General features: G+C 69.6%; 24 protein-coding genes. 7 read left to right on the top strand and 17 right to left on the bottom strand.

The genetic code is table 11. The features are described 5' to 3' along the window. The first annotated feature begins 462 nt into the window (after positions 1 to 462). From argB to PGN25_18035, 3 genes are all read left to right on the top strand, one after another. On the top strand, positions 463 to 1359 hold the full coding sequence (gene argB / locus PGN25_18045) for an acetylglutamate kinase (protein ID MEH3119423.1): 897 nt from the start codon (positions 463 to 465) through the stop codon (positions 1357 to 1359). A 93-nt stretch (positions 1360 to 1452) separates the two neighbouring features. After that, complete coding sequence (locus PGN25_18040; GenBank protein MEH3119422.1) at positions 1453 to 2184, top strand: pyrimidine 5'-nucleotidase; 732 nt, start codon at positions 1453 to 1455, stop codon at positions 2182 to 2184. Next, complete coding sequence (locus tag PGN25_18035; GenBank protein ID MEH3119421.1) at positions 2181 to 2633, top strand: metallopeptidase family protein; 453 nt, start codon at positions 2181 to 2183, stop codon at positions 2631 to 2633. The genes PGN25_18040 and PGN25_18035 overlap by 4 nt, the downstream gene beginning before the upstream one ends. A gap of 155 nt (positions 2634 to 2788) precedes the next feature. Here PGN25_18035 and PGN25_18030 read toward each other — a convergent pair whose 3' ends face one another. From PGN25_18030 to PGN25_18000, 7 genes are all read right to left on the bottom strand, one after another. Continuing rightward, positions 2789 to 4021 (bottom strand): peptide ABC transporter permease, encoded by a 1233-nt coding sequence (locus PGN25_18030; protein ID MEH3119420.1) that lies wholly within the window; start codon positions 4019 to 4021, stop codon positions 2789 to 2791. A gap of 129 nt (positions 4022 to 4150) precedes the next feature. After that, positions 4151 to 4681 (bottom strand): DUF2937 family protein, encoded by a 531-nt coding sequence (locus PGN25_18025; protein MEH3119419.1) that lies wholly within the window; start codon positions 4679 to 4681, stop codon positions 4151 to 4153. A gap of 122 nt (positions 4682 to 4803) precedes the next feature. Continuing rightward, positions 4804 to 5265 carry a hypothetical protein gene (locus PGN25_18020; GenBank protein MEH3119418.1) on the bottom strand — a complete coding sequence of 154 codons (462 nt, stop codon included), beginning with the start codon at positions 5263 to 5265 and terminating at the stop codon, positions 4804 to 4806. Continuing rightward, positions 5258 to 5545, bottom strand: a complete 288-nt coding sequence (locus PGN25_18015; GenBank protein MEH3119417.1) for a hypothetical protein — start codon at positions 5543 to 5545, stop codon at positions 5258 to 5260. Before PGN25_18015 ends, PGN25_18020 begins: the two co-directional genes overlap by 8 nt. A gap of 203 nt (positions 5546 to 5748) precedes the next feature. Then, positions 5749 to 6009 carry a hypothetical protein gene (locus tag PGN25_18010; protein ID MEH3119416.1) on the bottom strand — a complete coding sequence of 87 codons (261 nt, stop codon included), beginning with the start codon at positions 6007 to 6009 and terminating at the stop codon, positions 5749 to 5751. Positions 6010 to 6024: 15 nt separating this feature from the next. After that, on the bottom strand, positions 6025 to 7032 hold the full coding sequence (locus PGN25_18005) for a WD40 repeat domain-containing protein (protein ID MEH3119415.1): 1008 nt from the start codon (positions 7030 to 7032) through the stop codon (positions 6025 to 6027). Between the two features lie 17 nt (positions 7033 to 7049). Continuing rightward, positions 7050 to 7724, bottom strand: coding sequence for a YoaK family protein (locus tag PGN25_18000; GenBank protein MEH3119414.1), 675 nt, complete (start codon positions 7722 to 7724; stop codon positions 7050 to 7052). Positions 7725 to 7889: 165 nt separating this feature from the next. Between PGN25_18000 and PGN25_17995 the strand changes: the two genes are divergently transcribed. Both PGN25_17995 and PGN25_17990 read left to right on the top strand, forming a co-directional pair. Continuing rightward, the gene (locus PGN25_17995) at positions 7890 to 8309 is read left to right on the top strand and encodes a response regulator (GenBank protein ID MEH3119413.1); all 420 of its coding nucleotides are present in this window, start codon (positions 7890 to 7892) and stop codon (positions 8307 to 8309) included. A 37-nt stretch (positions 8310 to 8346) separates the two neighbouring features. Beyond that, on the top strand, positions 8347 to 8706 hold the full coding sequence (locus tag PGN25_17990) for a photosystem reaction center subunit H (protein MEH3119412.1): 360 nt from the start codon (positions 8347 to 8349) through the stop codon (positions 8704 to 8706). 483 nt (positions 8707 to 9189) lie between these two features. On the opposite strand, the gene bioD is transcribed toward PGN25_17990, so the two are convergent. The 10 genes from bioD to ileS form a co-directional block, all read right to left on the bottom strand. Next, complete coding sequence (bioD, locus tag PGN25_17985; protein ID MEH3119411.1) at positions 9190 to 9870, bottom strand: dethiobiotin synthase; 681 nt, start codon at positions 9868 to 9870, stop codon at positions 9190 to 9192. A 162-nt stretch (positions 9871 to 10032) separates the two neighbouring features. Beyond that, positions 10033 to 10806: a ferredoxin--NADP reductase gene (locus PGN25_17980; GenBank protein MEH3119410.1), complete on the bottom strand. Its 774-nt coding sequence runs from the start codon at positions 10804 to 10806 to the stop codon at positions 10033 to 10035. Positions 10807 to 10975: 169 nt separating this feature from the next. Then, the gene (locus PGN25_17975; GenBank protein ID MEH3119409.1) at positions 10976 to 11908 is read right to left on the bottom strand and encodes a ring-cleaving dioxygenase; all 933 of its coding nucleotides are present in this window, start codon (positions 11906 to 11908) and stop codon (positions 10976 to 10978) included. A 93-nt stretch (positions 11909 to 12001) separates the two neighbouring features. Continuing rightward, the gene (locus tag PGN25_17970) at positions 12002 to 12127 is read right to left on the bottom strand and encodes a type II toxin-antitoxin system HicB family antitoxin (protein ID MEH3119408.1); all 126 of its coding nucleotides are present in this window, start codon (positions 12125 to 12127) and stop codon (positions 12002 to 12004) included. A gap of 180 nt (positions 12128 to 12307) precedes the next feature. After that, entirely contained in the window at positions 12308 to 12511 is a 204-nt protein-coding gene (locus PGN25_17965; GenBank protein ID MEH3119407.1) for a type II toxin-antitoxin system HicA family toxin, read from the bottom strand. 473 nt (positions 12512 to 12984) lie between these two features. Next, positions 12985 to 14268: a pitrilysin family protein gene (locus PGN25_17960; protein MEH3119406.1), complete on the bottom strand. Its 1284-nt coding sequence runs from the start codon at positions 14266 to 14268 to the stop codon at positions 12985 to 12987. A gap of 73 nt (positions 14269 to 14341) precedes the next feature. Continuing rightward, positions 14342 to 15724, bottom strand: a complete 1383-nt coding sequence (locus PGN25_17955; protein ID MEH3119405.1) for a pitrilysin family protein — start codon at positions 15722 to 15724, stop codon at positions 14342 to 14344. 210 nt (positions 15725 to 15934) lie between these two features. After that, positions 15935 to 16624, bottom strand: coding sequence for a hypothetical protein (locus tag PGN25_17950; protein MEH3119404.1), 690 nt, complete (start codon positions 16622 to 16624; stop codon positions 15935 to 15937). Between the two features lie 195 nt (positions 16625 to 16819). Continuing rightward, complete coding sequence (gene lspA, locus PGN25_17945; GenBank protein ID MEH3119403.1) at positions 16820 to 17347, bottom strand: signal peptidase II; 528 nt, start codon at positions 17345 to 17347, stop codon at positions 16820 to 16822. Beyond that, the gene (ileS, locus tag PGN25_17940) at positions 17344 to 20325 is read right to left on the bottom strand and encodes an isoleucine--tRNA ligase (protein ID MEH3119402.1); all 2982 of its coding nucleotides are present in this window, start codon (positions 20323 to 20325) and stop codon (positions 17344 to 17346) included. Before ileS ends, lspA begins: the two co-directional genes overlap by 4 nt. A gap of 487 nt (positions 20326 to 20812) precedes the next feature. Between ileS and PGN25_17935 the strand changes: the two genes are divergently transcribed. Next, on the top strand, positions 20813 to 22204 hold the full coding sequence (locus PGN25_17935) for a dicarboxylate/amino acid:cation symporter (GenBank protein MEH3119401.1): 1392 nt from the start codon (positions 20813 to 20815) through the stop codon (positions 22202 to 22204). A gap of 149 nt (positions 22205 to 22353) precedes the next feature. Beyond that, entirely contained in the window at positions 22354 to 24381 is a 2028-nt protein-coding gene (thrS, locus tag PGN25_17930) for a threonine--tRNA ligase (GenBank protein ID MEH3119400.1), read from the top strand. Positions 24382 to 24395: the final 14 nt, after the last annotated feature.

The following is a 24395-nucleotide window of genomic DNA, read 5'->3' as shown; positions in this document are numbered from 1 at the left end:
AGCCCTCGGCCAGGATTGCGGCGGACTTACCCGCCGAACCTGAAAGACGGCATTTCCGGCGCCTCGATCCAGTGACCGGCGAACAGGATCGGGAAGAGTCGGCCACGATATTCGAGGAAAAGGCGGCCCGGACCGGCGAATTGGTCACACGGGATTTCAGGAAATCTTCGGTGACCGGCTTCGATACGGTCGTTTGGGCGGTCCGCTCCGACGATTGCAAGACGAGGGCGGCCTGGCCCCGCTCGATCTCTCCGAAGCGCATGGCCGTGACGACGAGATTGCCGGTTTGCCGATCATCGCCGCCGATCTTCCGGCCGCTCCGGCCGGTCCGGATCGAAGAGGCGACCGGACGATCCCCGTCGCGGGATCGGGAGCGCTCGGACGCTTCGCACCGCAGCGAGCCTGCGCTAGAAGCCCAGCCGAATCCCGCCTCCGACTCGAAGCGAGCCAGGACGACCCGCGATGACCGATCCGCTGCCGAACGTGCATGTGCGCGCCGAGATCCTGACCCAGGCGCTGCCGCATATGCAGCGCTACGACCAGCAGATCGTCGTCATCAAGTACGGCGGCCACGCCATGGGCGACCCGGCGGCGGCGGAGGATTTCGCCGAGGACATCGTGCTGCTCGAACAATCCGGCGTGAAGCCGATCGTCGTGCACGGCGGCGGGCCGCAGATCGGCAAGATGCTGGCCCGGCTCGGCATCGAATCGGAGTTCCGCGGCGGGCTTCGCGTCACCGACGAGGCCACCGTCGAGGTGGTCGAGATGGTGCTCGCCGGCTCGATCAACAAGCAGATCGTCGGCTGGATCGCCGCCGAGGGCGGCCGGGCGATCGGCCTGTGCGGCAAGGACGGCAACATGGTCCGCGCCAAGCGGGCGCTGCGCACGATCAAGGATCCCGACAGCAACATCGAGCAGGCGATCGATCTCGGCCTCGTCGGCGAGCCCGAGCATGTCGAGCGCGGCGTGCTCGACGCGGTGCTGAAGGCCGAGCTGATCCCGGTACTCGCCCCCGTCGCCTACGGCGACGACGGCAAGACCTACAACGTCAACGCCGACACCTTCGCCGGCGCCATCGCCGGCGCACTGCGGGCCAAGCGCCTGCTGCTCCTCACCGACGTGCCGGGCGTGCTCGACAAGGACAAGAAGCTGATCCCCGAACTCTCGGTGGAGGATTGCCGGCGCCTGATCGCCGACGGCACCATCACCGCAGGCATGATCCCGAAGGTCGAGACCTGCATCTACGCCATCGAGCAGGGCGTGGAGGCCGTGGTCATCCTCAACGGCAAGACCGCGCATGCCGCGCTGCTCGAACTCTTCACCGATTTCGGCGCGGGCACCCTGATCCGGCGGACCTGAAGAGGGCCGGCATTTCCCTTCGCAAGCGTGTCACCTACATACGGGACGGGGCATTCCCGTCCCGCTTCCCCTGATCCGAGCGTCACCCGTCCCTTGCTCCTTCCCGGCGAGAGCCACTTCACCACCCCCGAGTCCCGCGGGTTTTCCGGCGTCGACACCTGGGTGTTCGACCTCGACAACACGCTCTACCCGAGCGATGCGCGGGTCTGGCCGCAGGTGGACGAGCGGATCACGCTCTACGTCATGCGCCTGTACGGGCTCGACGCGATCTCGGCCCGCGCGCTGCAGAAGCATTTCTACCACCGCTACGGCACCACCCTGAAGGCGCTGATGGTGGAGGAGGGCGTCGATCCGCACGACTTCCTCGATTTCGCCCACGACATCGACCACTCGACGATCAAGCTCGACGAATCCCTCGGCACCTCCATCGAGCACCTGCCGGGGCGCAAGCTGATCCTCACCAACGGCTCGCGCCGCCACGCCGAGCGGGTCGCGGACAAGCTCGGCATCCTCGGCCACTTCGAGGACGTGTTCGACATCGCGGCGGCCGATTTCGTGCCGAAGCCCGACCGCGCCACCTACGAGCGTTTCCTCGACCGGCACGGGGTCGATCCGCACCGCTCGGCGCTGTTCGAGGACATCGCCCGCAACCTCGTGGTGCCGCACGATCTCGGCATGGCCACCGTGCTCGTGGTTCCGCCGACCCCCGACCCGTTCCGCGAAGCCTTCGAGCAGGAGGCGGTGAAGGAAGCGCATATCGACCACATCACCAGCGACCTCGCCGCCTTCCTGAGGGGCTGCGTGCTGCCGGTCGCCGCACCGTGAGCGGCCGGGCCGAGAATGCCTGGGCCGAGAATCCCTGGGCCGAGACCCGGGCGCCGAGCCTCGCCGAGATCGAGGCGCTGGCCGATGCCGCCTTCGCCGCGCTCCCGGAGGCGTTCCGCACGCTCTGCGCGGGCGTGCGCATCCACGTCGACGACTTCCCCGACGCGGAAACGCTGACGGAGATGGCGTGCCGGTCGGAGTTCGACCTGCTCGGCCTGTTCCGCGGCGTCGGGCTGGCTCAAGGCGGCGAGGTCGCCACGGGGCAGATGCCCAACGCCGTCTGGCTCTATCGCCGGCCGCTGCTCGATTACTGGGCCGAGCACGACGAGACGCTGGGCCACCTCGTCGCCCACGTCCTCGTCCACGAGATCGGCCACCATTTCGGCCTCTCCGACGACGACATGGCCGCGATCGAGGCGGCAGCGGACGCGATCGAGACGCCGGAGTAATCTGGCCGCACGATTCTTTCGGAAGGGTCGGCGGACTGGATCGCTTGCGCCGAGCCTCGCAATGACGGCGCGGGTTTTCCTTTCCGTCATCGCGAGCCGCCAGGCGAAGCGATCCAGCAGCGCGACGCAAGCCGGAAGGGGCTCTACGAACGCCCTCAGCCCCGCACCGGCAACCGCGGGATCGGCCCGACCTTGGGACGGCTGGAGCGGAACTGGCCGCGCTCGATCGCCACGAAGGTGAGGATCGCCAGCGCGAGCGTCGTCAGCCACCAGATCGTGGTGAGACCGACGCCGACGCAGCCGATGGCGAAGGCGGTGGCGAAGGCCGCCATGGCGCAGGGCGCCAGCACCGTGGCGCCGTGGCCGGCGCGGCGGATCGCGCCGTAGAGGGCGAAGGCCGCGGCGAAGGCGCCGACGATGCCGAGTTCGTACCAGAACTCGAACAGCGTCGTCGTCGGCGCATTGATCGGCAGGATGCCGAAGATGCGCCCGCGCAGGGCCGTCTCCAGGCCGTGGCCGGTCACCAGCCGCACGGGCTCCAGCGTCACCACCTTCTGCCACGCCTTGAGTGCGAGCACGCCCGGCGCCACCGGCCCGAACAGGGCCGCGCCGACGGGCCGGGCCAGGAACGGCAGCAGCGGCGCCACCGCGAGCAGGCCGGCGGCGGCGATGGCCGTGATCCGCACACCGAGCGAGAGGCGCCAGTGGGTCACGGCGAAGGCGAGCGCGCCGACGGCGAGGGCGAACAGGGCGGTCATCCCGGGCGCCAGCAGCAGCGCGCCGGCGACCAGCATCACCACGACGATCGATTCCGCATCCCGGCGGCGCGAGCGCAGCCACGCCACGGCGGGCCAGGCCAACAGCGCCAGCAGCACCGCGCCGCGCTCCAGGGCGCTGTCGCCGTCGGGATTGTCCTTGAGCATCGCATCGCCGACGAGGTTGATCAGGATCGCGACGATGGACGCCGCGCCGACACCGAGCGGCAGCAGGTAGAGGTTGGCCGAGCGCATCCGCTCGGGCAGCGCGAGATAGGCCAGCAGGGTCATCACCACCGTGGCGACGAGGTTGGCCAGCCGCTCGCTCGCAGGCCCGGGAAACGGCGTCCAGACCAGGGACAGGCCGGACCAGAACACCACCAGCATCCCCGCCAGGAAGGACGGCGCGGTCAGGAGCCGCTTCAGCGCCGGCCCGACCGCGCGCTGGCGCTGGTCGATGGCGCTCGCGGTGATCAGCAGCACGACGGCGATGGGGGCGAGCACCACGGTGGCGCGGCGCGAGACCTGCGCGGTCACCGGCAGCACCACGAACAGACCGAAGAAGCCGACGCGGCGCAGGAGGGCCGCCGCGTCGAGGGCGGGATCGACGATCGTGTTCGAGGGATGCGGCATGGCGGAGGGAGAACCGGATCCGGCGCCGTGAGCGGGGTGCGGGCGCCCGCCTACACCTAGTGCAGGCGGGGGGACCGGGCTGTAGAGGCGGTGCAACACCTCGGCGCGTGCATCGGCGCCGGATTTCCCTCAAACCGAGGTCGTTTCCACCCGTGGGCGCCGGCTGCGGCGAGCCATGTGGCGGCCGAAATCGCTGGTGACGCGCCAGCCGCCCCAGGCGGCGAGGAAGCCGAGCAGGCCGGCCACGAGCCCGTCGGTCGTCGTCGGCACCGCCGGCCGATAGTCGCGGTAGGCTGCGCGGGCGATGCTCATGTCGGGGTCGCGGGCGATGACGGCGAGGCGCCCGAGCGGGCTGGCAGCGGCGTCGAGCGCCTGCTTCTGCGCTTCCAGGCTCTTCAGCCGCTCGACATCGGCCCGGGCCGACGCGCCGCGCCGGGCGACGAAGGCGTCCGGATTGGTGCGCAGCAGCGCCAGCGCCTCGTCCCGGCTGTGGCCGGTGGCCTGGGCGTCGGCGTCGAGGGAGGCGATCGCGCGGCGCAACTCGTCCAGCGCTCCGCCGAGACGCTGCGTGTATTGCTGGGCGAATTCCGGCGCCTGCGCGGCGACGACCGCGGCGAGCAGTCCGAAGGCGAGCCCGAGGGTGCGGACGACACGGAACACGTGGGAAAACTCCTTAGACACGATCCTTAAAGGCTGGAGTATAATTCCTATTGGAGGCAACCCACTCGCAAGCCGCCGTTGGAACCAAGTACTAAAGAATCTTCGCAATCTGGAGCGATCGATTACCTGCCATCTCGCTTCAGCAATTTTTCGATTCCCGGGCTCTCCAGCACCTTAATAAGCTTGTCAATACGCGTTGCATTAGACCAATAGATTAGAGTCGCAGCACCGATGATGACAGCCGTCAAAAGACCAAGAGACACACTGAAAGCCCAAAAGGCGCCACGAGCCCCCTTATAAGTATCATCCATCTTGTCAATTTTTGGATTGAATTCCTGAATAGACCGATCGACGTGCGACATTCTTGTGGTCAATGCTTCAACCCGCTCTGTTAAGGCATGTGTCGCCCTCAACAGCGTGTCGATTCGCTCGTTGTGACGTCCCTGCTCATTCTGAATTTCGTGGAGCGTGGTGTAGATTGCCTGCTCAGTTGCCCGCTGCGGAGCAAAGGCTGCCGGTGTTGTGAAGGGTTCACGCCGTCCGGGTGTTCCAACGGGTTCAGGCGGCCCATAAGGCTCATGCATCGGCGCCCTCGACCTTGACTTGCATCCACTCCCACAAGCCTGCGGGATAAGCGCCCCAATAACCCCGCCCGAGCTGGAAGACGGCAGCCGGGCTGTTCGGGCCACCGCTCGTGCCTTCGGTAATCATGAGCTTGTCACTGATTTGGCGGGACGTAAGACCAGACGCGGACACGACCCACGATGTATCGTTCATCCGATAAAAATCGTCTGGAAAGCGCTCGGATAGAGCGGCTTGAATGGGGTCGCCGTTGCGTGGCGCTATGACGACGAACAGAGCCATCCAACCTGCTTCCTACCCGCGATGCAACGCCTCTCATGGGAAGATGCACGATCTGGGTACACGAGCCGTGAACGTCGAGGCAATGGGTGTGTTCCTGGCGCCGCAGATCATGTCGCTTGCGCTGTCATGCATCGCAACCAGATGGCGCCGAAAGTGGCTTGCCGTGCCTGGAGCGAAAATCGAGACGCGCGGCGGCCTGCGGATCAAACTCGGCCGAACGCCTCGGCCACGTCCGCCTCGCTCAACGCGTCGAGCGCCCCGGCGATCTTCACCGCCTGCGTCGGCGCGCCGGGCGGGAAGATCAGCAGCACGGTCTCGGTGCCGGGGCAGGCCGGATCGGCGCAGACGATCTCGCTCACCGTCATCGCCGTGTCCGGCCCGTAGCCCCCCGCCGCCCGGGCCCAGGCCTCCACCCGGCGCCGGGCGGCGGCGTCCGGCTTCGGGGCACGTCCGAACAGGGCCATGATCCCAAGCCCGGCTCAGGCCGGCAGGGTGAGCAGCCCGGCCTGCCCGTCGGCGCAGCCGAAGGCGAGGCGGGCGCCGGTCGAATCCCAGGCGAGCGCCGAGACCGCGCTGCCCTTCACCGCCGGGCGCACCAGCAGCTCCGAGGCATCGGTGAAGCGCACCAGCAGCACGCAGCCGTCCTCGTAGCCGATGGCCAGGACCGGCGCCTTCGGGTGGAAGGCGACCTGCGAGACCCGGGCCGGCCGCACGCCGCATTCGCGCGGCGCCTTGCCGGTGGGACCCTCCTTCGAGTCGAACGGCCAGACGATGGCCGCCTCGGCGCCGCTGGTGGCGAGCCACTTGCCGTCCGCCGACCACGACAGGGAGCGGACCTTCGCGGGATAGCCCGACATGCGCATGTGGCCGCGGTCGGGCTGGAGGCGCCAGCCGTGGAGCGCGTTCTCCTGCATGGTCGAGACGACGAAGCGGCCGTCGGGCGACCACGTCACGTCGAGATGCGAGCCCTTCCACTCGATGAAGTTCGGCGGCGTCTCGAGGTTCGGGTACCAGAGGCTGACCCCGTTGTAGTGGGCCACCGCCAGCCGGTAGCCCTTCGGCGCGAAGGCGAGGCCGCGGGCGGTGGAGGGCGCGGCGAACGTCTTCTCGCGGCCCTTGGCATCGCGGGCGACGACGGTGCGGCCCGCGGCGAAGGCGACCGAGCCGTCGCCGTGCAGCGCCAGGGCGTCGATCCAGCCGCCGCCCTTGGCCTGCGCCAGTTCGGCCACGCGGCCGCTCGCGTCGGTCGCGACCACCCTGCCGTCGCCGCCGCCGCTCACCAGCCGGGCGCCGTCGCCCACCGCAACGAGGAGGCCGGCCTCGGGGTGGGCGGGAACGGTCTCGGCGGCATCCTCGTGCCGGAGAAGAACGCCGCCATCGGCGAGCGCCAGCGCCAGGGTTCCCTTCAGCCAGCGGGCGGCGGTCACGTGGGCACCGGCCGCGATGTCGGCGACGTGCTCGGTGAGGGAGGGCGCGGAGACGCTCATGCCGGAGGGGCCTTCCTTCAGATCTTGGTCAGCGTCACCGGCGGCTGCCGGTACAGCAGGGTGAACAGGCTCGCGGCGAGGCACAGCCCGCCCGCGACGCCTGCGGGAATCGCCAGGGCCGCGATGCCGAGATGCGCATGGGCGAGCGTGCCCGCAACCGCCCCGGCGAGGAGCGCGAGCCAGACGGAGCCGTCGCCGGCCCAGCCGAGGCGCGGGCCGCGGCCGGCGAGCGCCAGCGCCGCCTTCTGCCCGAACGCGAACAGGGCGCCGGTGACGAAGGTCGTGCCGGCGCGAAAGCCCTGGACATGGGCCAGCACGGCGTTCTGCCCGCCCATGGCGAGCGCCAGGAACAGCGAGGCCACGCCGACATGGGCGTGCTCGGCCGCCATCGCCGCCGCCGCGCTCAGCGCCGCGGCCTCCAGGCCGAGCACCGCCGGCGTCACCCAGCGCGGCGGGCTGAGCGCCGCGATGGCCCCGCCCGAGACCGCGCCGACGAGGAAGGCGCCGATCAGGAGAGCCGGCAGCATCGCGGCCCACGGTTCGCCGTGGCCGAGCGAGACGGCGAGCTGCGTCGTGTTCCCGCTCATCAGCGAGGTGTAGAGGCCGCCGAGCCGGATGAAGCCGAGGGCGTCGACGAAGCCGGCGAGCGCCGTGAGCACCATACCGAAACCGATCTGCCAGGGCCGCGTCACGGTGCGGCCACGTCCCTTGCGGGGGCAGCGTCAAGGTTAACCGATCGGTTACCAAATGCGCGCAAATCGAAGCAATCACGGTGAACGAGGCCCTTCGCGGCCCCGTTGGTCCGGCGATCCGCAAGCTCGACCGTTGTCCGAGCACGGGTGAGTTGGAGTTCTGCCATGATCCCCTTCGCTTGCGCCCCCGCCGCCCTTCCCCCGTTCCCGTTCGCGCCGAACGCCGACACGATCCTCGTGGTCGAGGACGAGGCCTTCGTCTGCGAGCTGGCCGCCGAGGCCCTGCTCGACGAGGGTTACCGGGTGCTGACCGCCGCCGATGCCGACGAGGCGGAGGCGATCCTGTCGAGCGAGCACGTGGATCTGCTCTTCACCGATATCGATCTCGCCCGCAACACGAACGGCATCGCGCTGGCCCACCGTGCCCGGCGCAGCCTGCCGCGCCTGCCGGTGGTCTACACCTCCGGCGGCCGCGACGGCCTCACCGCCGCCGAGGCGGTGAACCAGTCGGTGTTCATGCCCAAGCCCTATCGCGCCGCGCAGCTCGTGGCCGTCACCAACGACCTGCTGCGCCACCGCGGCTGAGTCTTTCGAGCCCCGCAACCCACACGAGACGTTGACGATGCGTCGCCTGATCGCCTGCGCCCTCCTGATGCTCGCCGCGATGCCGGCCGCCCGAGCCGAATGCGATGTCGAGGATGCCGGGCTCGAACCGGCCATCGCGGCGAAGAAGGAGCTTCAGGAGGCCAAGAACGCGCAGATCGTGCGCGACCTGCGCACCCTGCGCGACGCGGCGATCGTACTCGATTCCTACGGCTTCCCGGACGCGTGCAAGCGCCTCGTGACGATCGTGAAGGGCCTGGCGGCCAAGCCCGACGACACGGTCAAGCGCAGCAGCGACACCGACGAGGAGAAGGCCGAGGAGGTCCAGGAATCCCGCGAGCCGAAGGCGCCGAAGGAGCACCGCGGCTCCGGCCGCTAGACGAACTCATACGATATCCGGTTGATGACTTCGGCCTCTCCTCCGTCATCGCGAGGCGAAGCCGTGGCGATCCAGGTCGCGCCCTTTCCGGACAGGTCGCGCCCTGGATCGCTTCGCGGCCGCTCGCGATGACGGAGGGTGGCGAAACCCGAAGCGATCAACCGGAAACGGTATCAGTTGCCACCGGCTGCACGGACCCTGGCGAATGAAACCACGGCGGGCATATGCGTGACCCTGTGCTCGCTCAGATGGCGAGTTTCTATTTAGAGCCTGTTTGCCGGCCGACGTGTCTTCGTCAGGCAACGGCAAGGCGAGAGGAAAACCCTGCTCCCATCCTGAACCCTCATCCTGAGGTGCCGGAGCGCAGCGGAGGCCTCGAAGGGGGCTCCAGAAATCGCGCGGAACCTGGAGCACCCTTCGAGGCCGCTCACGCGGCACCTCAGGATGAGGGGCGAGAGGGGATCACCGCAGTCGAACAGGCTCTCAGACGATCCCGGAGAGGCTTTCGGGAAAATCCCCTCCCCGGCCCAGGCAGCCGACCGGCACGCCGGCATGCCGCGCGATCTGCCCGGCCACCGTCGCGAGGGGGGTCGGCGCCCCCTCGCTCTCGCTGACGACGATGCCGGTCAGCGGGATGCCGTGCGCCCGCACCGTCTCGACCGCCGTCAGCGCGTGGCTGATCGCACCGAGATAGCTGCCGGAAACGAGCAGCGCCGGAATCTGTTGGGCCTTGAGCCAGTCGAGACCGGTCGCGGCCTCGGTGATCGGGCTCATCAGGCCGCCGACGCCCTCGATCAGCACGGTCTCGCCGTCCTCGGCCTCGGCGAGCCGCTCCCGGCACCAGCCGGCGAGATCGGCCAGCGCGAGGCTGCGCCCCTCGCGCGCCGCGGCGAGGTCGGGCGCGAGCGGCACGGCGAAGCGCCAGGGCGAGCAGGCCGCCACCGTCTCGGGGGTGATGGCGAGCCCCTGCGCGGCGAGCAGCCGGCCGGTGTCGCTCGCGGCGAAGTCGGGATGGTCGAGCGGGGGAACGCCGCTCGCGAGCGGCTTCAGGGCGCGCACCTGGCGGCCCCGGGCGCGCAACCGCCGCACGAGGGCGGCGGTGGTGTAGGTCTTGCCGATCTCGGTGCCGGCGCCGACGATGAACAGGGCGGGCAGAAGGGGCATATCGGGTGCGGCGGCGCTCCGCCCGGCCTCGTCGCGGCTCCCCGGATGGCTTCGCTTCGCTCGCCATGACGGCATGAATGCCCCTCACCGTCCTTGCGAGGCTTCAGCCGAAGCAATCCAGAAGCGCGACGCCTGCCGTTCTTCGACGAAGCTTCAAAAACCTCACTTCTCGACGAAGGCCTTCTCGATCACGTAGTGGGCCGCCTCGCCGTGGTTGCCCTCCTCGTAGCCGAGGCCGGTGAGCATCTCGCGGGTGTCGCGGATCATCTCCGGCGAACCGCAGAGCATGAAGCGGTCGGCCGCGATGTCCATCTCCGGCAGGCCGATGTCGGAAAAGAGCTTGCCCGAGGTCATCAGGTCGGTGATGCGGCCGCGGTTGCGGAACGGCTCGCGAGTCACCGTCGGGTAGTAGATCAACTGGCTGGCGATCGTCTCGCCGAGGAACTCGTGTTTCGGGAGCGTCTCGGTGATGGTCTCGCCGTAGGCCAGTTCCTGCACCTGACGGCAGCCGTGGACCAGCACGACCTTCTCGAAACGGTCGTAGGTCTCCGGGTCCTTGATGATCGACAGGAAGGGGGCGAGCCCCGTGCCGGTGCCGAGCAGGTAGAGGTTCTTTCCCGGCAGGAGGTTGTCGAGCACCAGCGTGCCGGTCGGCTTCTTGCCGACCATGATCGGGTCGCCGACCTTGAGGTGCTGGAGCTTCGAGGTGAGCGGGCCGTTCGGCACCTTGATGGAGAAGAACTCCAGTTCCTCCTCATAATTGGCCGAGACCACCGAGTAGGCACGCAGCAGCGGCCGGCCCTCGACCTCGATGCCGATCATCGTGAACTCGCCGTTGCGGAAGCGGAACGAGGGATCGCGCGTCGTGCGGAAGGAGAAGAGCGTGTCGGTCCAGTGATGGACGGAGAGGACGCGCTCCTCGTTGTACTTGCTCATCGGCCGCAGGTTTCCCGATTCTCTCAGCGTCGAACGCGGGGTCTTCTCGCAGGCGCAGCATCCGCGTCAAGACGCAGGGCTGCCACAGCCGTTGGAATGTGACTTTGCCTGGAACTCTTCTTGATTCCGACGCATGGCCGACCCGGGCCGCGCGCATCGAGGTGCCGGGTCACAGCGGCTTCAGCCCCGCCTCGATCTCGGCCCGGCGCGGTTCGAGGAAGGGCGGCAGGGCGAGGCGCTCGCCCAAGCGCTCCATCGACTCGTCGGTGGCGAAGCCCGGCCCGTCGGTGGCGATCTCGAACAGGATGCCGTTCGGCTCGCGGAAATACAGGCTGCGGAAATAGTAGCGGTCGACCGGGCCGCTCGACGGCACCCGGCGCTGCTTCAGGCGGTCGGCCCAGGCCTCGTAATCGGCATCCGGGATGCGGAAGGCGACGTGGTGGACGCCGCCCGCGCCGGGGCGGGCCTGCGCCCCCGTGCCCTCGAGAAGCTGGACCTCCGCGGCCGGGCCGCCCGCGCCGGTCTCGAACACGCTCACCGCGCCCTCGGGCAGCTCGAAGGTGCGGGCACGCCGGAATCCCAGGACTTGCGTCAGCACGGCCTCGGTGCGCTCGGGCTGCGCGACGGTGAGGCGGATGGGCCCCAGCCCGCGGATCTGGTGCCCGGGCGGCACGGGGCTGCCCGCCCACGGATGCGCCTCGCCGACGCCGCCATCGTCCACGAGGCCGAGGCGCTGGCCCTCGCCGTCCTCGAAGTCGAGGGTCAGGCGCCCGTCCCGCTCGATCGCCGGATGATGCGCCACGCCCTGCCGGGCGAGATGCTCGCGCCACCAGTCGAACGCCCCCGCCCCGGCGACGCGGAACATGGTGCGCGAGATGCTGTCGGTGCCGCGCCGCTCGGCGGGCGCCGGCCAGTCGAAGAAGGTGAGGTCGGTGCCCGGCGAGGCCCGGCCGTCGGCATAGAACAGGTGGTAGGCCGAGACGTCGTCCTGATTGACGGTCTTCTTGACGAAGCGCAGCCCCAGCACGCGGGTGTAGAAGGCGAGGTTGTCGGCCGCCCGCGCCGTGACGGCGGTGACGTGGTGGAGTCCGGTGAGCTGCATCGCTTGAGGCCTCGCGCGGGAAGCGGGTTCGGGCACCAGATAGGACGTCAGGCGGTGGACCCAAGGGGAGCGAGAGGCGTCGAGTTCCCGGGCTCACGCCACCATGGAGGTCAGCCGCGCCTTGGCGGCCTGGGCCAGAAAGCCGGATCGGCTCTCGCCGGCGGCCTCGGCTGCGCGGTCGATGCGCTTGAGCAGGCTCTCTTCCACCGAGATGTTCACACCGCACGGCGCGCCCTGGCAAATCGACCTCGATCAGGCCGATCATCGCGTCCCGGCCGTCCCCGACGAAGACCGGATCGCCGCGCAGTTCTTCGAGCGAACGCGCCCGCGGCACCGGCTCACCGTCCTCCACCAAGCCACCGAGGTTTCCCTCTCCCGCGCCTCGAAGCGGCCCCGCTCTCACCAGTCCCAACCCGCCTGCCGGTCGATGCTGCGGAGCGTGCCCGGAGCCTGCTCACGGCGCCCCGTATCCAGCGTTACCCCCCCGGCTTCGTGGGATGTCTGTACTGGTACATGGTCGCCGGGACCTTTTCGGGCAACGATCCATCCATCGTCGCGCAGCCGGGCGATGAGGTCGCGCGTTTCCTTCTTGCGATGTGACACGAGAGGTCTCCGACAGCCCGCATTTCCGCTGCCCTCAGTGCCCAAGCCTCACGTTGTCGATCTCTCCGGATCGTCCGGCAGAGGTCTCATACCGTTTCCGATTGATCGCTTCGGGTTTCGCCCCCCTCCGTCATCGCGAGCGGCCGCGAAGCGATCCAGGGCGCGACAGGTCCGGAAAGGGCGCGCCCTGGTTTGCCACGGCTTCGCCTCGCAAGGACGCAGGACAGGCCGAAGTCATCAACCGGATATCGTATCAGTTGCCACCGGCTGCGCGGACCCTGGCGAATGAAACCACGGCGGGCATATGCGTGACGCTGTGCTCGTTCAGATAGCGAATTTCTATTTAGCACCCGAAACCGCACGCAATCGACATATACACAACGATACACACCAATCAGGCCCTTGCTCATGAAAAGGCCGGCCACGCGTTCCCGCGTGCCGGCCCGATCCAGACCCGTTTCGAAAAAAATCGCCTACAGCCTCGTCGGCCGCCCGGCGGCGACCACCAGCATCCGGCCGTCGCCCAGCGTGCGGGCGCCGGCCCGGCGGATGTCGGCCTGGGTCACGCTCGCCACGAGGTCGTTGCGGCGGGCGATGTAGTCCATGCCCAAGCCCTCGAAGGCGATCTGCACCAGTTGGTTGGCGATCTTGGTCGAGGTGTCGAAGCCGAGCGCGTAGGAGCCGGTGAGGTAGTCCTTGGCCTTCTGCAGTTCCTCGTCGCAGGGGCCGTCGGCGATGAGGCGGTGGATCTCCTCGCCGATCACGTCGAGGGCTTCCCCGACGCGCTCGTTCTTGGTGGCGGTGTAGCCCCAGGTCATGGCGACGGCCCGGTGCGAGGTCAGCGAGGTGCCGACCGAGTAGGCCAGTCCCCGCTTCTCGCGCACCTCCTGGAACAGGCGCGAGGTGAAGGCGCCGCCCCCCAAGATGTGGTTGAGCACGTAGGCCGGGATGAAGTCGGGGTCGCGCCACGCCACGCCCGGCAGGCCGAAGCGGATCACCGATTGCGGCACGTCGAGATCGACGACGATGCGCCGGCCGAGCTCGTGGATCGCGGTCGGCGGCACGGGCTTCAGCGGGCCGGCCTCGGGCAGGCCGCCGAAGGCGCGCGCCACCATGCCGGTGATCGCTTCTTCGTCGAAGGCGCCGACCGCCGCGACCTTGAGGCCGCCGCGGCCGATCACGGCCCGGTGCAGGGCCACGAGGTCGTCGCGGGTGATGGCCGACAGGCTCTCGACCGTGCCGGCCGAGGGCCGGCCGTAGGCGTGGCCCGGGAACGCCTCGCGGAAGTAGCGGCGGGAGGCGAGCACGCCGGGATCGTTCTGCTGGTAGCGCAGGCTGGCGATCATCTGCGCCCGCACCCGCTCGATGGCGGCTTGATCGAAGCGGGGTTCGGCGAGCGCGAGAGCGAGCAGGCGGATCGCCTCGTCGGCATGCGTCACCAGAGTCTTCAGCGAGCCGCCGATGGAATCGGGACCGGTGTGGAAGCTCAGCTCGATCGCGCGGGCCGCCAGCGCCTCTTGGAACGCGTCGGAATCGAGGTCGCCCGCGCCCTCGTCGAGCAGGCGCGCCATCATCTGCGCGGTGCCCGCCTTGCCTTCCGCATCCTGTGCCGCGCCGCCCTCGAAGGTGAAGGAGAGCGCGATCATCGGCACCACCGGCGAGGCGACGTGCCAGGCCTCGATGCCGGGGGCGGCCGCCAGCGGCAGCGCCTGGGTCGGCGAGGTCGCAGGTCGGGTGCCGGTCTCGGCGAGATTCATCGGAAATTCCTCAAAGCGTCTTTTCGCAAACGGCGCCGCCGGCATCGGGCGACGCGAAGAAACGGGATCGCCCTCAGGCGGCGGAGAGTCCGGTCTCGCGGGCCTTGGTGAGGTAGCCGGTCACCGAGCGGGCGGGCACGAGGTAGCGGGCGGCGACCGCCACCAGACGCTCGCGGGTGACCGCCTCGATCTCGGCGGGCCAGCGGCGCACCTCCTCGACGGTCTCGCCGATGGCGAGCGCCGAGCCGTAGATGCGGGCGAGCGAGCTCTGCGAATCGGAGGAGTAGACCGTCTCGGCCACGAGCCGGATCTTGGCCCGCTCGATCGCCTCCGGGTCGAGCGCCTCGGGGGCGCGGCGCAGCACGCGGTCGACGTGCTCCTCCAGGGCCTCCAGGGTCACGCCCTCGGCCGGCACGGCGTAGACGGCGAAGCGCGTGTCGTCGATGGCCGAGCCCATGTACCAGGCGCCGGCATTCACCGCGACGCCCATCTCCAGCACCAGCTTGCGGTAGAGGAACGAGGTCGCGCCGCCGCCGATCACCTCGGCGAGCAGTTCGAGCGCGTGGCCCTCGCCGTCGCGGGCGGTCATGCAGGAGGGGGTGAGATAGAGCCGCTGGAAGGTCGGCTGCTCGACCTTCGGGTCGGCGACCGCGATGCGGCGCATCGCCCGCGGATCGGGCTCGCGCGGGCGCCCCCGCACGGGCCGCGCGCCCTGCGGCGCCACCCGGCCGTAGGTGTCCTCGGCCAAGCGCCGCACCTCGTCGGGCGTCACGTCGCCGGCGACCACGAGGATGGCGTTCTCGGGGGTGTAGAAGCGTTTGTAGTAGTCGATCGCGTGGGTGCGGTTCAGTTCCTCGATCTCGTGCATCCAGCCGATGATCGGGATGCCGTAGGGATGGTGCACGAACAGCGAGGCGGCCATCGCCTCGGAGAGCTGGGCGGACGGGTCGGTCTCGACCCGCATCCGGCGCTCCTCCAGCACCACGTCGCGCTCGGGCGCCACCACGGCATCGTCGAGCACGAGGCCGCTCATCCGGTCGGCCTCGAAGGCCATCATCGTCGAGAGGTGGTCGCGGGCGACGCGCTGGAAATAGGCGGTGTAGTCGTAGCTGGTGAACGCGTTCTCCTGGCCGCCCAGCGACGAGACCGCCTTGGAGAAGGCACCGGCCGGGTGCCGCTCCGTGCCCTTGAACATCAGGTGTTCGAGGAAGTGGGCGATGCCGGACCGGCCGATCGGATCGTCGGCCGAGCCGTTGCGGTACCAGATCATGTGGGTCGCGACCGGCGCCCGGTGATCGGGCACCACCACCACGTCGAGCCCGTTGTCGAGCACGAAGGCGGAGACCTCCGGCCCACCGGCCTCGGAGCGCCCGAACGGGGCGGCGTCCACGCGGCCGGCGTGATTGAGGCCTCGCTGCGGTCCGACGGGAGCGATGGCCTTCCGGTAGAGGTGCATCCTGCTGTCCTTATGCGGTGGCCCTTCCGCCCGTCCGCGCTTTCCGTCCCAAAAAGTCCCGGCATTGTTCCGAGATCGGATGCCGGTGGCAAATCCCGTACCGCGCGGCGTGTCCGCACGGTCACGGCTCGTCCGAATGCCCGGCCGAATTTCCGGCGGCCTCGCCGGCCGCACGGGGAACGGCCGGCCTCACCGCGGGACAAGCCGGTCTCAGCGCCCGGACGAAGCCCTCATATAGGCACGCGGATCGGCTTCGTCCCTGTCGCTGATCGGACCGCCGACCGGACCGCCTTGCGGCTTGGCCACCTTGATCGGCGCCTTGCGGTAGCCGGTGGGCGGATCGGTGAGCGCATCGCGATCGGGCTCGACCAGGGCCGGCTCGGTCTTCTCGGCCTTGCCCTTCAGGAGTTCGAACGGGTTGAGCCAGGTCGAGTCGCGGGTGTCGCCCTCGCCGGGGGCGTTCGCCGGCCCGGTGAGCGCGCCGGCACCGGCGCGGCGGCCCGCATCCATCTCGTAGACCGAGAGGGTCTCGTTGTTGTCGTTCATGCGCCCTTGGGCGCCGCGCACGATCGGCTTCTTGGCGTCGACCGCGGCGCGCTCGCGCTGGATCACCTCCGGATCCTTCGGCCAGGCCGGATCGGCCTGCCGGGTGCGGGGCATGGGCAGCCCGGCCGTGAGATCGTCGCCGCGGCCGGCCTTGGGCGGCATCGCGAGGGGCGCCCGCTCGCGGTAGGTGATGGCCGGCCGGTCCGGCTCGATCAGTCCGAGATTGCTCAGCGTGTCGCGCATGAACTCGCCCTCGGCGCGGGCCGCGCCGGCGAGGCCCGGCAGCAGCACGGCTCCGAGGGCCAGACGGTGGACCCACCCTTGCGTCCGAAAGAAGCTGCGCCGCCCACTCATGCCGTGTTCCCCAGGGCTTTCGTTCCCGACGACCTTTCGCCGGTCGTGGCTTCGGGCCGGCCCCGCCCCCGTTTTGCCGGGAGTCGGCCGGATGACGATCGCTCGAGAATCGTTGTGCCGGGCCCTCCGAAACCGAGGTGAGCCGGGTTTCGGGCGAAGGTATGGCGCCTCGACGCGGGGCCGCCGCCCCGCGCCTCAAGACCGGGGGCGATCCCGCCCCTCGGAAACGTCCGCCCGCGGTGCGCGCGCAACCGGACTCGGACTCGGGCGCAGGCTGTCGAGCAGGAGGCCGATCACACCCGCGACGATGGCCGCATCGGCCACGTTGAACACGTACCAGGACCACGCTCCGGCATGGAGGTGGACGAAATCGAACACCGCGCCGTAGGCTGCCCGGTCGATGGCGTTGCCGAGCGCGCCGCCGACGATGAGGCCGAGGGCCACCGCCAGGAACCGCGAGCCGGCCCGGAGCATCCACGCCGACAGGCCGACGGCGGCGGCCAGCGACAGCGCGACCAGCAGCCAGCGCCCGAGCCCGCCCTCCTGCTGGAACAGACCGTAGGACACGCCCCGATTCCAGACCACGACGAAGTCGGCGAACGGCCCCAGCCGCCAGGGCTGGGTCATCACGAGATCGGTGCCGAGATGGAGCCAGAGCTTGGAGGCTTGGTCGAGGACCAGCGTGGCGAGCAGGGCGGCGAGGCCGGAGCGGAAGGGGGTCACACCGCCCCCGCGCCCGGATGCGCCGCGTCCCACTCCCGCAGGGCCCGCGCGTCCCGCGGGGTCACCTCGGGATAGTCGGGATCGCTGCCGACCGCCGGCGTCACCCGCCAGGAGCGGGCGCATTTGGTGCCCTCGGCCCGCTCCGGCACCACGGCCACGCCCTTCACCTCGTCGAGGCGAAAGGCCCCGGCCGGGCCCTCGCCCGCGCGCACGGTGATCGCCGAGGTGATGCACACGTCCGCGAAATCGACGCCGTCGAGCGCCCCGAGCAGGTCGGGATCGGCGACATAGACGGTCGGGGCCGCCTCCAGGCCGGCGCCGATGCGCTTGGCCGCGCGCTCGATCTCGAGCGCCCCGGTGACGACGCGGCGGACCTTGCGCACCTTCTGCCAGCGGGCGGCGAGCGCGTCGTCGCGCCATTCCGCGGGGGTGTCCGGCAGGGTCTGGAGATGCACCGAGCCGTCCTGCGACGGGTAGCGGTCGAGCCACGCCTCCTCCGCCGTGAAGGCGAGCACGGGCGCGAGCCAGATCGTCACCCGGCGGAAGGCCTCGTCGATGACCTGAAGCGCGGCGCGGCGCGTCGCCGAGGAGATCGGGTCGCAGTAGAGCGCGTCCTTGCGCACGTCGAAGTAGAAGGCCGAGAGGTCGCCGGTCATGAAGCCGTTGAGCAGCGCCACGATCCGCTTGGTGTCGTAGGCCGCGTAGGCTTCGCGGATCTCGCCGTCGAGTTGGGCGAGGCGATGCAGGATGAAGCGCTCCAGTTCCGGCATCTGCGCGAACGGCACGTCGTCGCCGGGCACCCGGTGGGCGAGCGAGCCGAGCATCCAGCGAAGCGAGTTGCGCAGCTTGCGGTAGGTCTCGGCGAAGGTCTTCACGATCTCCGGCCCGATGCGCAGATCGTCGGAGTAATCGGCGGCAGCGACCCAAAGGCGCAAAATGTCGGCGCCCGATTCCTTGATGACGTTCTGCGGCGCGACGACGTTGCCGCGCGATTTCGACATCTTCTCGCCCCGGGCGTCGAGGACGAAGCCGTGGGTGAGCACCACGTCGTAGGGCGCACGGCCCTTGGTGCCGCAGGATTCGAGCAGCGAGGACTGGAACCAGCCGCGGTGCTGGTCGGAGCCTTCGAGATACATCACCTGATCGGGGCCGCCATCGACCGCGCGGCGGATGCCGGCGAGTCCCGGAAACGCCTGCGGGTCGTCCAGCACGAAGGCGTGGGTCGAGCCGGAATCGAACCAGACGTCGAGGACGTCGGTCACCTTTTCGTACTTGGCCGGGTCGTGCTCCGGGGCCAGGAAGCGCTCGGCGGCGCCGTCGGCGAACCACGCATCGGCGCCCTCTTGCGCGAAGGCCTGCGCGATGCGCGCGTTCACCGCCTCGTCGCGCAGCACCGCGCCGGTCTCGCGCTCGACGAAGACCGTGATCGGCACGCCCCAGGCGCGCTGGCGCGAGACCACCCAATCGGGCCGACCCGCGACCATGCCGTTGATGCGGTTTTTTCCCTGCGGCGGAACCCACTGCGTCTCCTCGATGGCGTGCAGCGCGGTCTCGCGAAGGGTGCGGTTGCCGAGCGCCTCCACCGGACGGTCCATGGCGATGAACCATTGCGGCGTGTTGCGGAACAGCACCGGCTTCTTCGAGCGCCAGGAATGCGGGTACTGGTGGCGCAGCACCCCGCGGGCGACGAGCGCCCCGGCCTCGGTCAGGGCGGCGATCACCGCCTTGTTGGCGTCGCCCTTCTCGCCCTTCTCGGTGAAGACGCGCCGGCCGGTGAAGCCGAACGCCTCCTCGGTCAGCGCCCCGTCGGCATCGACGGTGTAGGGGATGCGAGTGTCGATGCCGGCTTGCGTGAGCCGCCGGCCGCTGGCCATCCAGACCTCGAAATCCTCGCGGCCGTGGCTCGGCGCCGTGTGGACGAAGCCGGTGCCGGCCTCGTCGGTGACGTGCTCGCCCTCCAACATCGGCACCGGGAAGCCGTAGCCGGGATCGAAGCCCGCCAGCGGATGCGACAGGGTGAGCCCGGCAAGGCTCGCGGCCGGCACGTCGGCGACGCGCTCGAACGCCTCGACCCGAGCGGCCTTGAACACACCGTCCGCCAGCGCGTCGGCGAGCAGGTAGGCGTCGCCGACCCTGGCCCAGTTGTCCTCGGCCGCCGCCGTGACGCGGTAGAGCCCGTAGGCGACCCGCTTGGAGTAGGCGACGGCGCGGTTGGCCGGCAGGGTCCAGGGCGTCGTCGTCCAGATCACGACGCGGGCGCCGGCCAGATCGGCCGGAGCGCCGTCGCGGATCGGGAACGCCACGAACACCGTGTCGCTGACATGCTCCTCGTACTCGACCTCGGCCTCGGCGAGCGCGGTCTTCTCCACCACCGACCACATCACCGGCTTCGAGCCGCGATAGAGCTGGCCGCTTTCCGCGAACTTCATCAGTTCCGCGGCGATGCGCGCCTCGGCCGGGTAGGCCATGGTCGCGTAGGGGCGGTCCCAGTCGCCGGTGACGCCGAGCCGCTTGAACTCCTCGCGCTGGATGTTCAGCCACTCCGCCGCGAAGGCCCGGCATTGCCGGCGGAACTCCAGCACCGGCACCTCGTCCTTGCTCTTGCCCTTGGCGCGGTACTGCTCCTCGATCTTCCACTCGATCGGCAGGCCGTGGCAGTCCCAGCCCGGCACGTAGTCCGCGTCGCGGCCGAGCGCCCCTTGCGAGCGCACCACCACGTCCTTGAGGATCTTGTTGAGGGCGTGGCCGATATGGAGGTTGCCGTTGGCGTAGGGCGGCCCGTCATGCAGCACGAAGCGCGGGCGGCCCTTCGCGGCGGCGCGGATCTTTTCGTACAGGCCGATGCTCTTCCAGCGCTCGAGCAGCAGCGGCTCGCGGGTCGGCAGACCCGCGCGCATGGGGAAGTCGGTCCTGGGCAGGAACAGGGTCCGCGAATAGTCGCGGGCGGCCGCGGGGACCGCATCGTTCTGGTCGCTCATGGCGGGTTCGGCAGAGGCTCTCGTCGCGGGGACGGTCGAAGGGGAACGGGCGGAAGGGGCTTCACCCGGCATCCGGCGCGGCCGCGGCACGCGGCGCCTACACGGAGGCCGGGCCCGTAATTCGCGACGGAGAGAGGATCGGGCCGAACATGGAGCGCTTCTAGAGCGCTCGCCGTTCGAGGGGAAGCGGCTTCGTCGCGGGACCGGGGGCAAGGCCGCGGCCGCCGTCGAGCGCGGCGGAACGGCACCGCCTGCGGTCTCTCGCCACCGGAGACTTCGCGCGCGCCGCTTCCTTGCCCGTCGGCCCGAAGGCTGCCTCGACCGGCCGCGTCGAACGCCCCGCAAAACGCCCCGCAGGTCGAAAGACTCTCTTGTTACAAAGGCCGCCCCGTTTACCGGGGTGCGATTGAGCACCGGGATCAAAGGGAATAGCGTCCGCGCAAAGCCGCCCGGGCGAGGCCGCGCGATACGGTATCGGTGAGGAAACATGGCCCATTCCGCGACGCATGATACGGGCGCGCACGGCGCGCCCGTGCCCTGGTACCGGGTGCTCTACATCCAGGTTCTGATCGCCATCGTGCTCGGCGTCCTGCTCGGCTGGTATCACCCCGAATGGGGCAAGTCGCTGAAGTGGCTCGGCGACGGCTTCATCGCGCTGATCAAGATGCTGATCGCGCCGATCATCTTCTGCACCATCGTGCACGGCATCGCCTCGATCGGCGATCTGAAGAAGGTCGGCCGCGTCGGCCTGAAGGCGCTGATCTACTTCGAGGTGGTCTCCTCGGTCGCCCTGCTCGTCGGCATCCTGGTGGGCGAGATCATCCAGCCCGGCGCCGGCTTCGGCGCCGACGTGTCGAAGCTCGACGCCAAGGCGGTGGAAGGCTACGCCAGCAAGGCGGCGGCGGATTCGACCGTCGCCCACATCCTCGGCATCATCCCCAAGAGCTTCTTCGACGCCTTCGCCACCGGCGACCTGCTCCAGGTGCTGCTGATCGCGGTGCTGACCGGCGTCGTCCTCACCGGGATGGGCGAGAAGGGCGCCGGCATCACCCACGGCATCGACGCGGCGGGGCAGGTGTTCTTCCGCATCATCGGCCTCGTGGTGAAGCTCGCCCCGATCGGCGCCTTCGGCGCGATGGCCTTCACGGTCGGCCAGTACGGCATCGGCAAGGTCATCGACCTCGCCTGGCTCGTCGGCACGTTCTACACCACCTCGCTGCTCTTCATCTTCGTGGTGCTCGGCGGCATCGCGGCGATGGCCGGCTTCTCGATCTTCAAGTTCCTGGCCTACATCAAGGACGAGCTCCTGATCGTGCTCGGCACCTCCTCCTCGGAGACCGTGCTGCCGCACATGATGACCAAGATGAAGCGCCTCGGCGCCTCGGATTCGGTCGTCGGCCTCGTGATCCCGACCGGCTACTCGTTCAACCTCGACGGCACCAACATCTACATGACGCTCACCACCCTGTTCCTGGCGCAGGCGGTGGGTGCCGACCTCTCGGTCGGGCAGTACGCGACGATCTTCCTCGTCGCCATGCTGACCTCGAAGGGCGCCTCGGGCGTGACCGGCGCGGGCTTCATCACGCTGGCCGCGACGCTCGCCGCGATCCCCGGCAATCCCGTCCCGGTGGCGGCGATGACCCTGGTGCTCGGCGTCGACAAGTTCATGTCGGAGTGCCGCGCGCTGACCAACCTGATCGGCAACGGCGTCGCCACCGTGGTGGTCTCCCGCTGGGAGGGCGAGCTCGACAGGAAGAAGCTCGCCCAGGTGATGGCGCATCCGGTCTCGATCGGCACCGAGATCTCGGACGAGGCGCCGGAGGGCCCCGGCGAAAACTCCACGACCACCACCGCCCCGAAAGCCGTCGCGGCGCAGTAGGCGCCGTCGGCCTCCGGGCGATTGCGGATCGGGATCGATCTCGGCGGCACCAAGACCGCCGGGATCGTGCATTGACTTAACCCCCCCGCCTCCCGAAAACCCGCCGACCCCTCGAGTAGGGTCGCACGTCGCACAAACACGGTCCCATCATGCCCATCCTGACTTTCCCCGACGGCAACACCCGCGCCTACGACGCCGCGGTGACCGGTCGGACCGTGGTGGAGGGCATCGCCAAGTCGCTGGCCAAGCGCACGGTCGCCATGGCGCTGGACGGCACGGTGCGCGACCTCGACGCCGCGATCGAGCGCGACGCCGCGATCGAGTTCATTTCCCGCGACGACCCACGGGCGCTCGAACTGATCCGCCACGACTGCGCCCACGTGCTGGCGGAAGCCGTGCAGGCGCTCTGGCCCGGCACGCAGGTGACGATCGGACCCGTCATCGAGAACGGCTTCTACTACGACTTCGCGCGAGCCGAGCCGTTCACGCCCGAGGACTTCCCGAAGATCGAGGCGAAGATGCGCGAGATCGTTTCGCGCGATGCTCCGTTCACGAAGGAGGTCTGGAAGCGCGACGACGTGAAGACGCTCTTTGCCGACCGGGGCGAGAGCTACAAGGTCGAGCTGGTCGATGCGATTCCGCCGGGCGAGGATCTGAAGATCTACCGCCAGGGCGCGTGGTTCGACCTCTGCCGCGGCCCGCACATGACCTCGACGGGCAAGGTCGGCACCGCCTTCAAGCTGATGAAGGTCGCGGGCGCCTATTGGCGGGGGGACGCCGGCAATCCGATGCTGACGCGCATCTACGGCACCGCCTGGGCCTCTCAAGGCGATCTCGATGCCTACCTCCACCGGCTGGAGGAGGCCGAACGCCGCGACCACCGTCGCCTGGGCAAGGAGATGGACCTCTTCCACTTCCAGGAGGAGGGGCCGGGCGTCGTGTTCTGGCACGCCAAGGGCTGGACGATCTTCCAGGCGCTGATCGCCTACATGCGCCGCCGCCTGAAGGGCGACTACGCCGAGGTGAACGCACCGCAGATCCTCGACAAGTCGCTGTGGGAGACCTCCGGCCACTGGGGCTGGTACCGCGAGAACATGTTCGCGGCCCAATCCGCCGGCGAGGAGGCCGAGGACAAGCGCTGGTTCGCCCTCAAGCCCATGAACTGCCCCGGCCACGTGCAGATCTTCAAGCACGGGCTCAAATCCTACCGCGACCTGCCCCTGCGCATGGCCGAGTTCGGCGTCGTCCACCGCTACGAGCCGTCCGGCGCGATGCACGGCCTGATGCGGGTGCGCGGCTTCACCCAGGACGACGCGCACATCTTCTGCACCGAGGACCAGCTCGCCGCCGAGTGCCTGAAGATCAACGACCTGATCCTCTCGACCTACGCCGATTTCGGCTTCGACCAGATCCTGGTGAAGCTTTCCACGCGCCCCGAGAAGCGCGTCGGCTCCGACGCCCTGTGGGACCACGCCGAGGCCGTGATGACGCGGGTGCTGGCGCAGATCGAGGAGCAGTCCGGCGGGCGGATCAAGACCGCGGTCAATCCCGGCGAGGGCGCGTTCTACGGGCCGAAATTCGAGTACGTGCTGCGCGACGCCATCGGCCGCGACTGGCAGTGCGGCACCACGCAGGTGGACTTCAACCTGCCGGAGCGGTTCGACGCGAGCTACATCGACGCCGACAGCCAGAAGAAGCCGCCGGTGATGATCCACCGCGCCATCTGCGGCTCGATGGAGCGCTTCACCGGCATCCTGATCGAGCATTTCGCGGGTCACTTCCCGCTCTGGCTCGCCCCGGTGCAGGTGGTGGTCGCCACCATCACCAGCGAGGCCGATTCTTACGCCCGCGAGGTGGTGCGGGTGCTGGAGCGCGCCGAGCTGCGGGTCGAGGCCGACCTGCGCAACGAAAAGATCAACTACAAGGTCCGCGAGCACTCGCTCGCCAAGGTGCCGGTGCTGCTCGCGCTCGGCCGCCGCGAGGCGGAGGAGCGCACGGTCTCGGTGCGCCGCCTCGGCAGCCAGAAGACCACCACGCTCGATCTCGACGCGGCGCTCGCCGCCTTCGTCGAGGAGGCGACCTCGCCGGACCGCCGCCGGGCCGAGGCCGCCGCCGAGAGCCGGCCGAGCACCGGCACGGTGCTCGACGGGCAGCACGGGGAGCAGCCGGCGCCCTGACGCGAGAGAGGGGG

It is taken from the genome of Methylorubrum populi, assembly GCA_036946625.1.
In the GTDB taxonomy this organism is placed as follows: Bacteria; Pseudomonadota; Alphaproteobacteria; order Rhizobiales; family Beijerinckiaceae; genus Methylobacterium; species Methylobacterium populi_C.
Note: the sequence above shows the minus strand (reverse complement) of the source record. Positions and strands in the feature narration are given on the sequence as shown.

What these genes read in the sequence shown, in the direction of transcription:
- argB (MEH3119423.1), top strand. Translation starts at nt 463, where the DNA reads ATGACCGATCCGCTGCCGAACGTGCATGTGCGCGCCGAGATCCTGACC.
- PGN25_18030 (MEH3119420.1), bottom strand. Translation starts at nt 4,021, where the DNA reads ATGCCGCATCCCTCGAACACGATCGTCGATCCCGCCCTCGACGCGGCG.
- PGN25_18020 (MEH3119418.1), bottom strand. Translation starts at nt 5,265, where the DNA reads ATGCATGAGCCTTATGGGCCGCCTGAACCCGTTGGAACACCCGGACGG.
- PGN25_18015 (MEH3119417.1), bottom strand. Translation starts at nt 5,545, where the DNA reads ATGGCTCTGTTCGTCGTCATAGCGCCACGCAACGGCGACCCCATTCAA.
- PGN25_18010 (MEH3119416.1), bottom strand. Translation starts at nt 6,009, where the DNA reads ATGGCCCTGTTCGGACGTGCCCCGAAGCCGGACGCCGCCGCCCGGCGC.
- PGN25_18005 (MEH3119415.1), bottom strand. Translation starts at nt 7,032, where the DNA reads ATGAGCGTCTCCGCGCCCTCCCTCACCGAGCACGTCGCCGACATCGCG.
- PGN25_17995 (MEH3119413.1), top strand. Translation starts at nt 7,890, where the DNA reads ATGATCCCCTTCGCTTGCGCCCCCGCCGCCCTTCCCCCGTTCCCGTTC.
- PGN25_17990 (MEH3119412.1), top strand. Translation starts at nt 8,347, where the DNA reads ATGCGTCGCCTGATCGCCTGCGCCCTCCTGATGCTCGCCGCGATGCCG.
- bioD (MEH3119411.1), bottom strand. Translation starts at nt 9,870, where the DNA reads ATGCCCCTTCTGCCCGCCCTGTTCATCGTCGGCGCCGGCACCGAGATC.
- PGN25_17980 (MEH3119410.1), bottom strand. Translation starts at nt 10,806, where the DNA reads ATGAGCAAGTACAACGAGGAGCGCGTCCTCTCCGTCCATCACTGGACC.
- PGN25_17975 (MEH3119409.1), bottom strand. Translation starts at nt 11,908, where the DNA reads ATGCAGCTCACCGGACTCCACCACGTCACCGCCGTCACGGCGCGGGCG.
- PGN25_17960 (MEH3119406.1), bottom strand. Translation starts at nt 14,268, where the DNA reads ATGAATCTCGCCGAGACCGGCACCCGACCTGCGACCTCGCCGACCCAG.
- PGN25_17955 (MEH3119405.1), bottom strand. Translation starts at nt 15,724, where the DNA reads ATGCACCTCTACCGGAAGGCCATCGCTCCCGTCGGACCGCAGCGAGGC.
- PGN25_17950 (MEH3119404.1), bottom strand. Translation starts at nt 16,624, where the DNA reads ATGAGTGGGCGGCGCAGCTTCTTTCGGACGCAAGGGTGGGTCCACCGT.
- ileS (MEH3119402.1), bottom strand. Translation starts at nt 20,325, where the DNA reads ATGAGCGACCAGAACGATGCGGTCCCCGCGGCCGCCCGCGACTATTCG.
- PGN25_17935 (MEH3119401.1), top strand. Translation starts at nt 20,813, where the DNA reads ATGGCCCATTCCGCGACGCATGATACGGGCGCGCACGGCGCGCCCGTG.
- thrS (MEH3119400.1), top strand. Translation starts at nt 22,354, where the DNA reads ATGCCCATCCTGACTTTCCCCGACGGCAACACCCGCGCCTACGACGCC.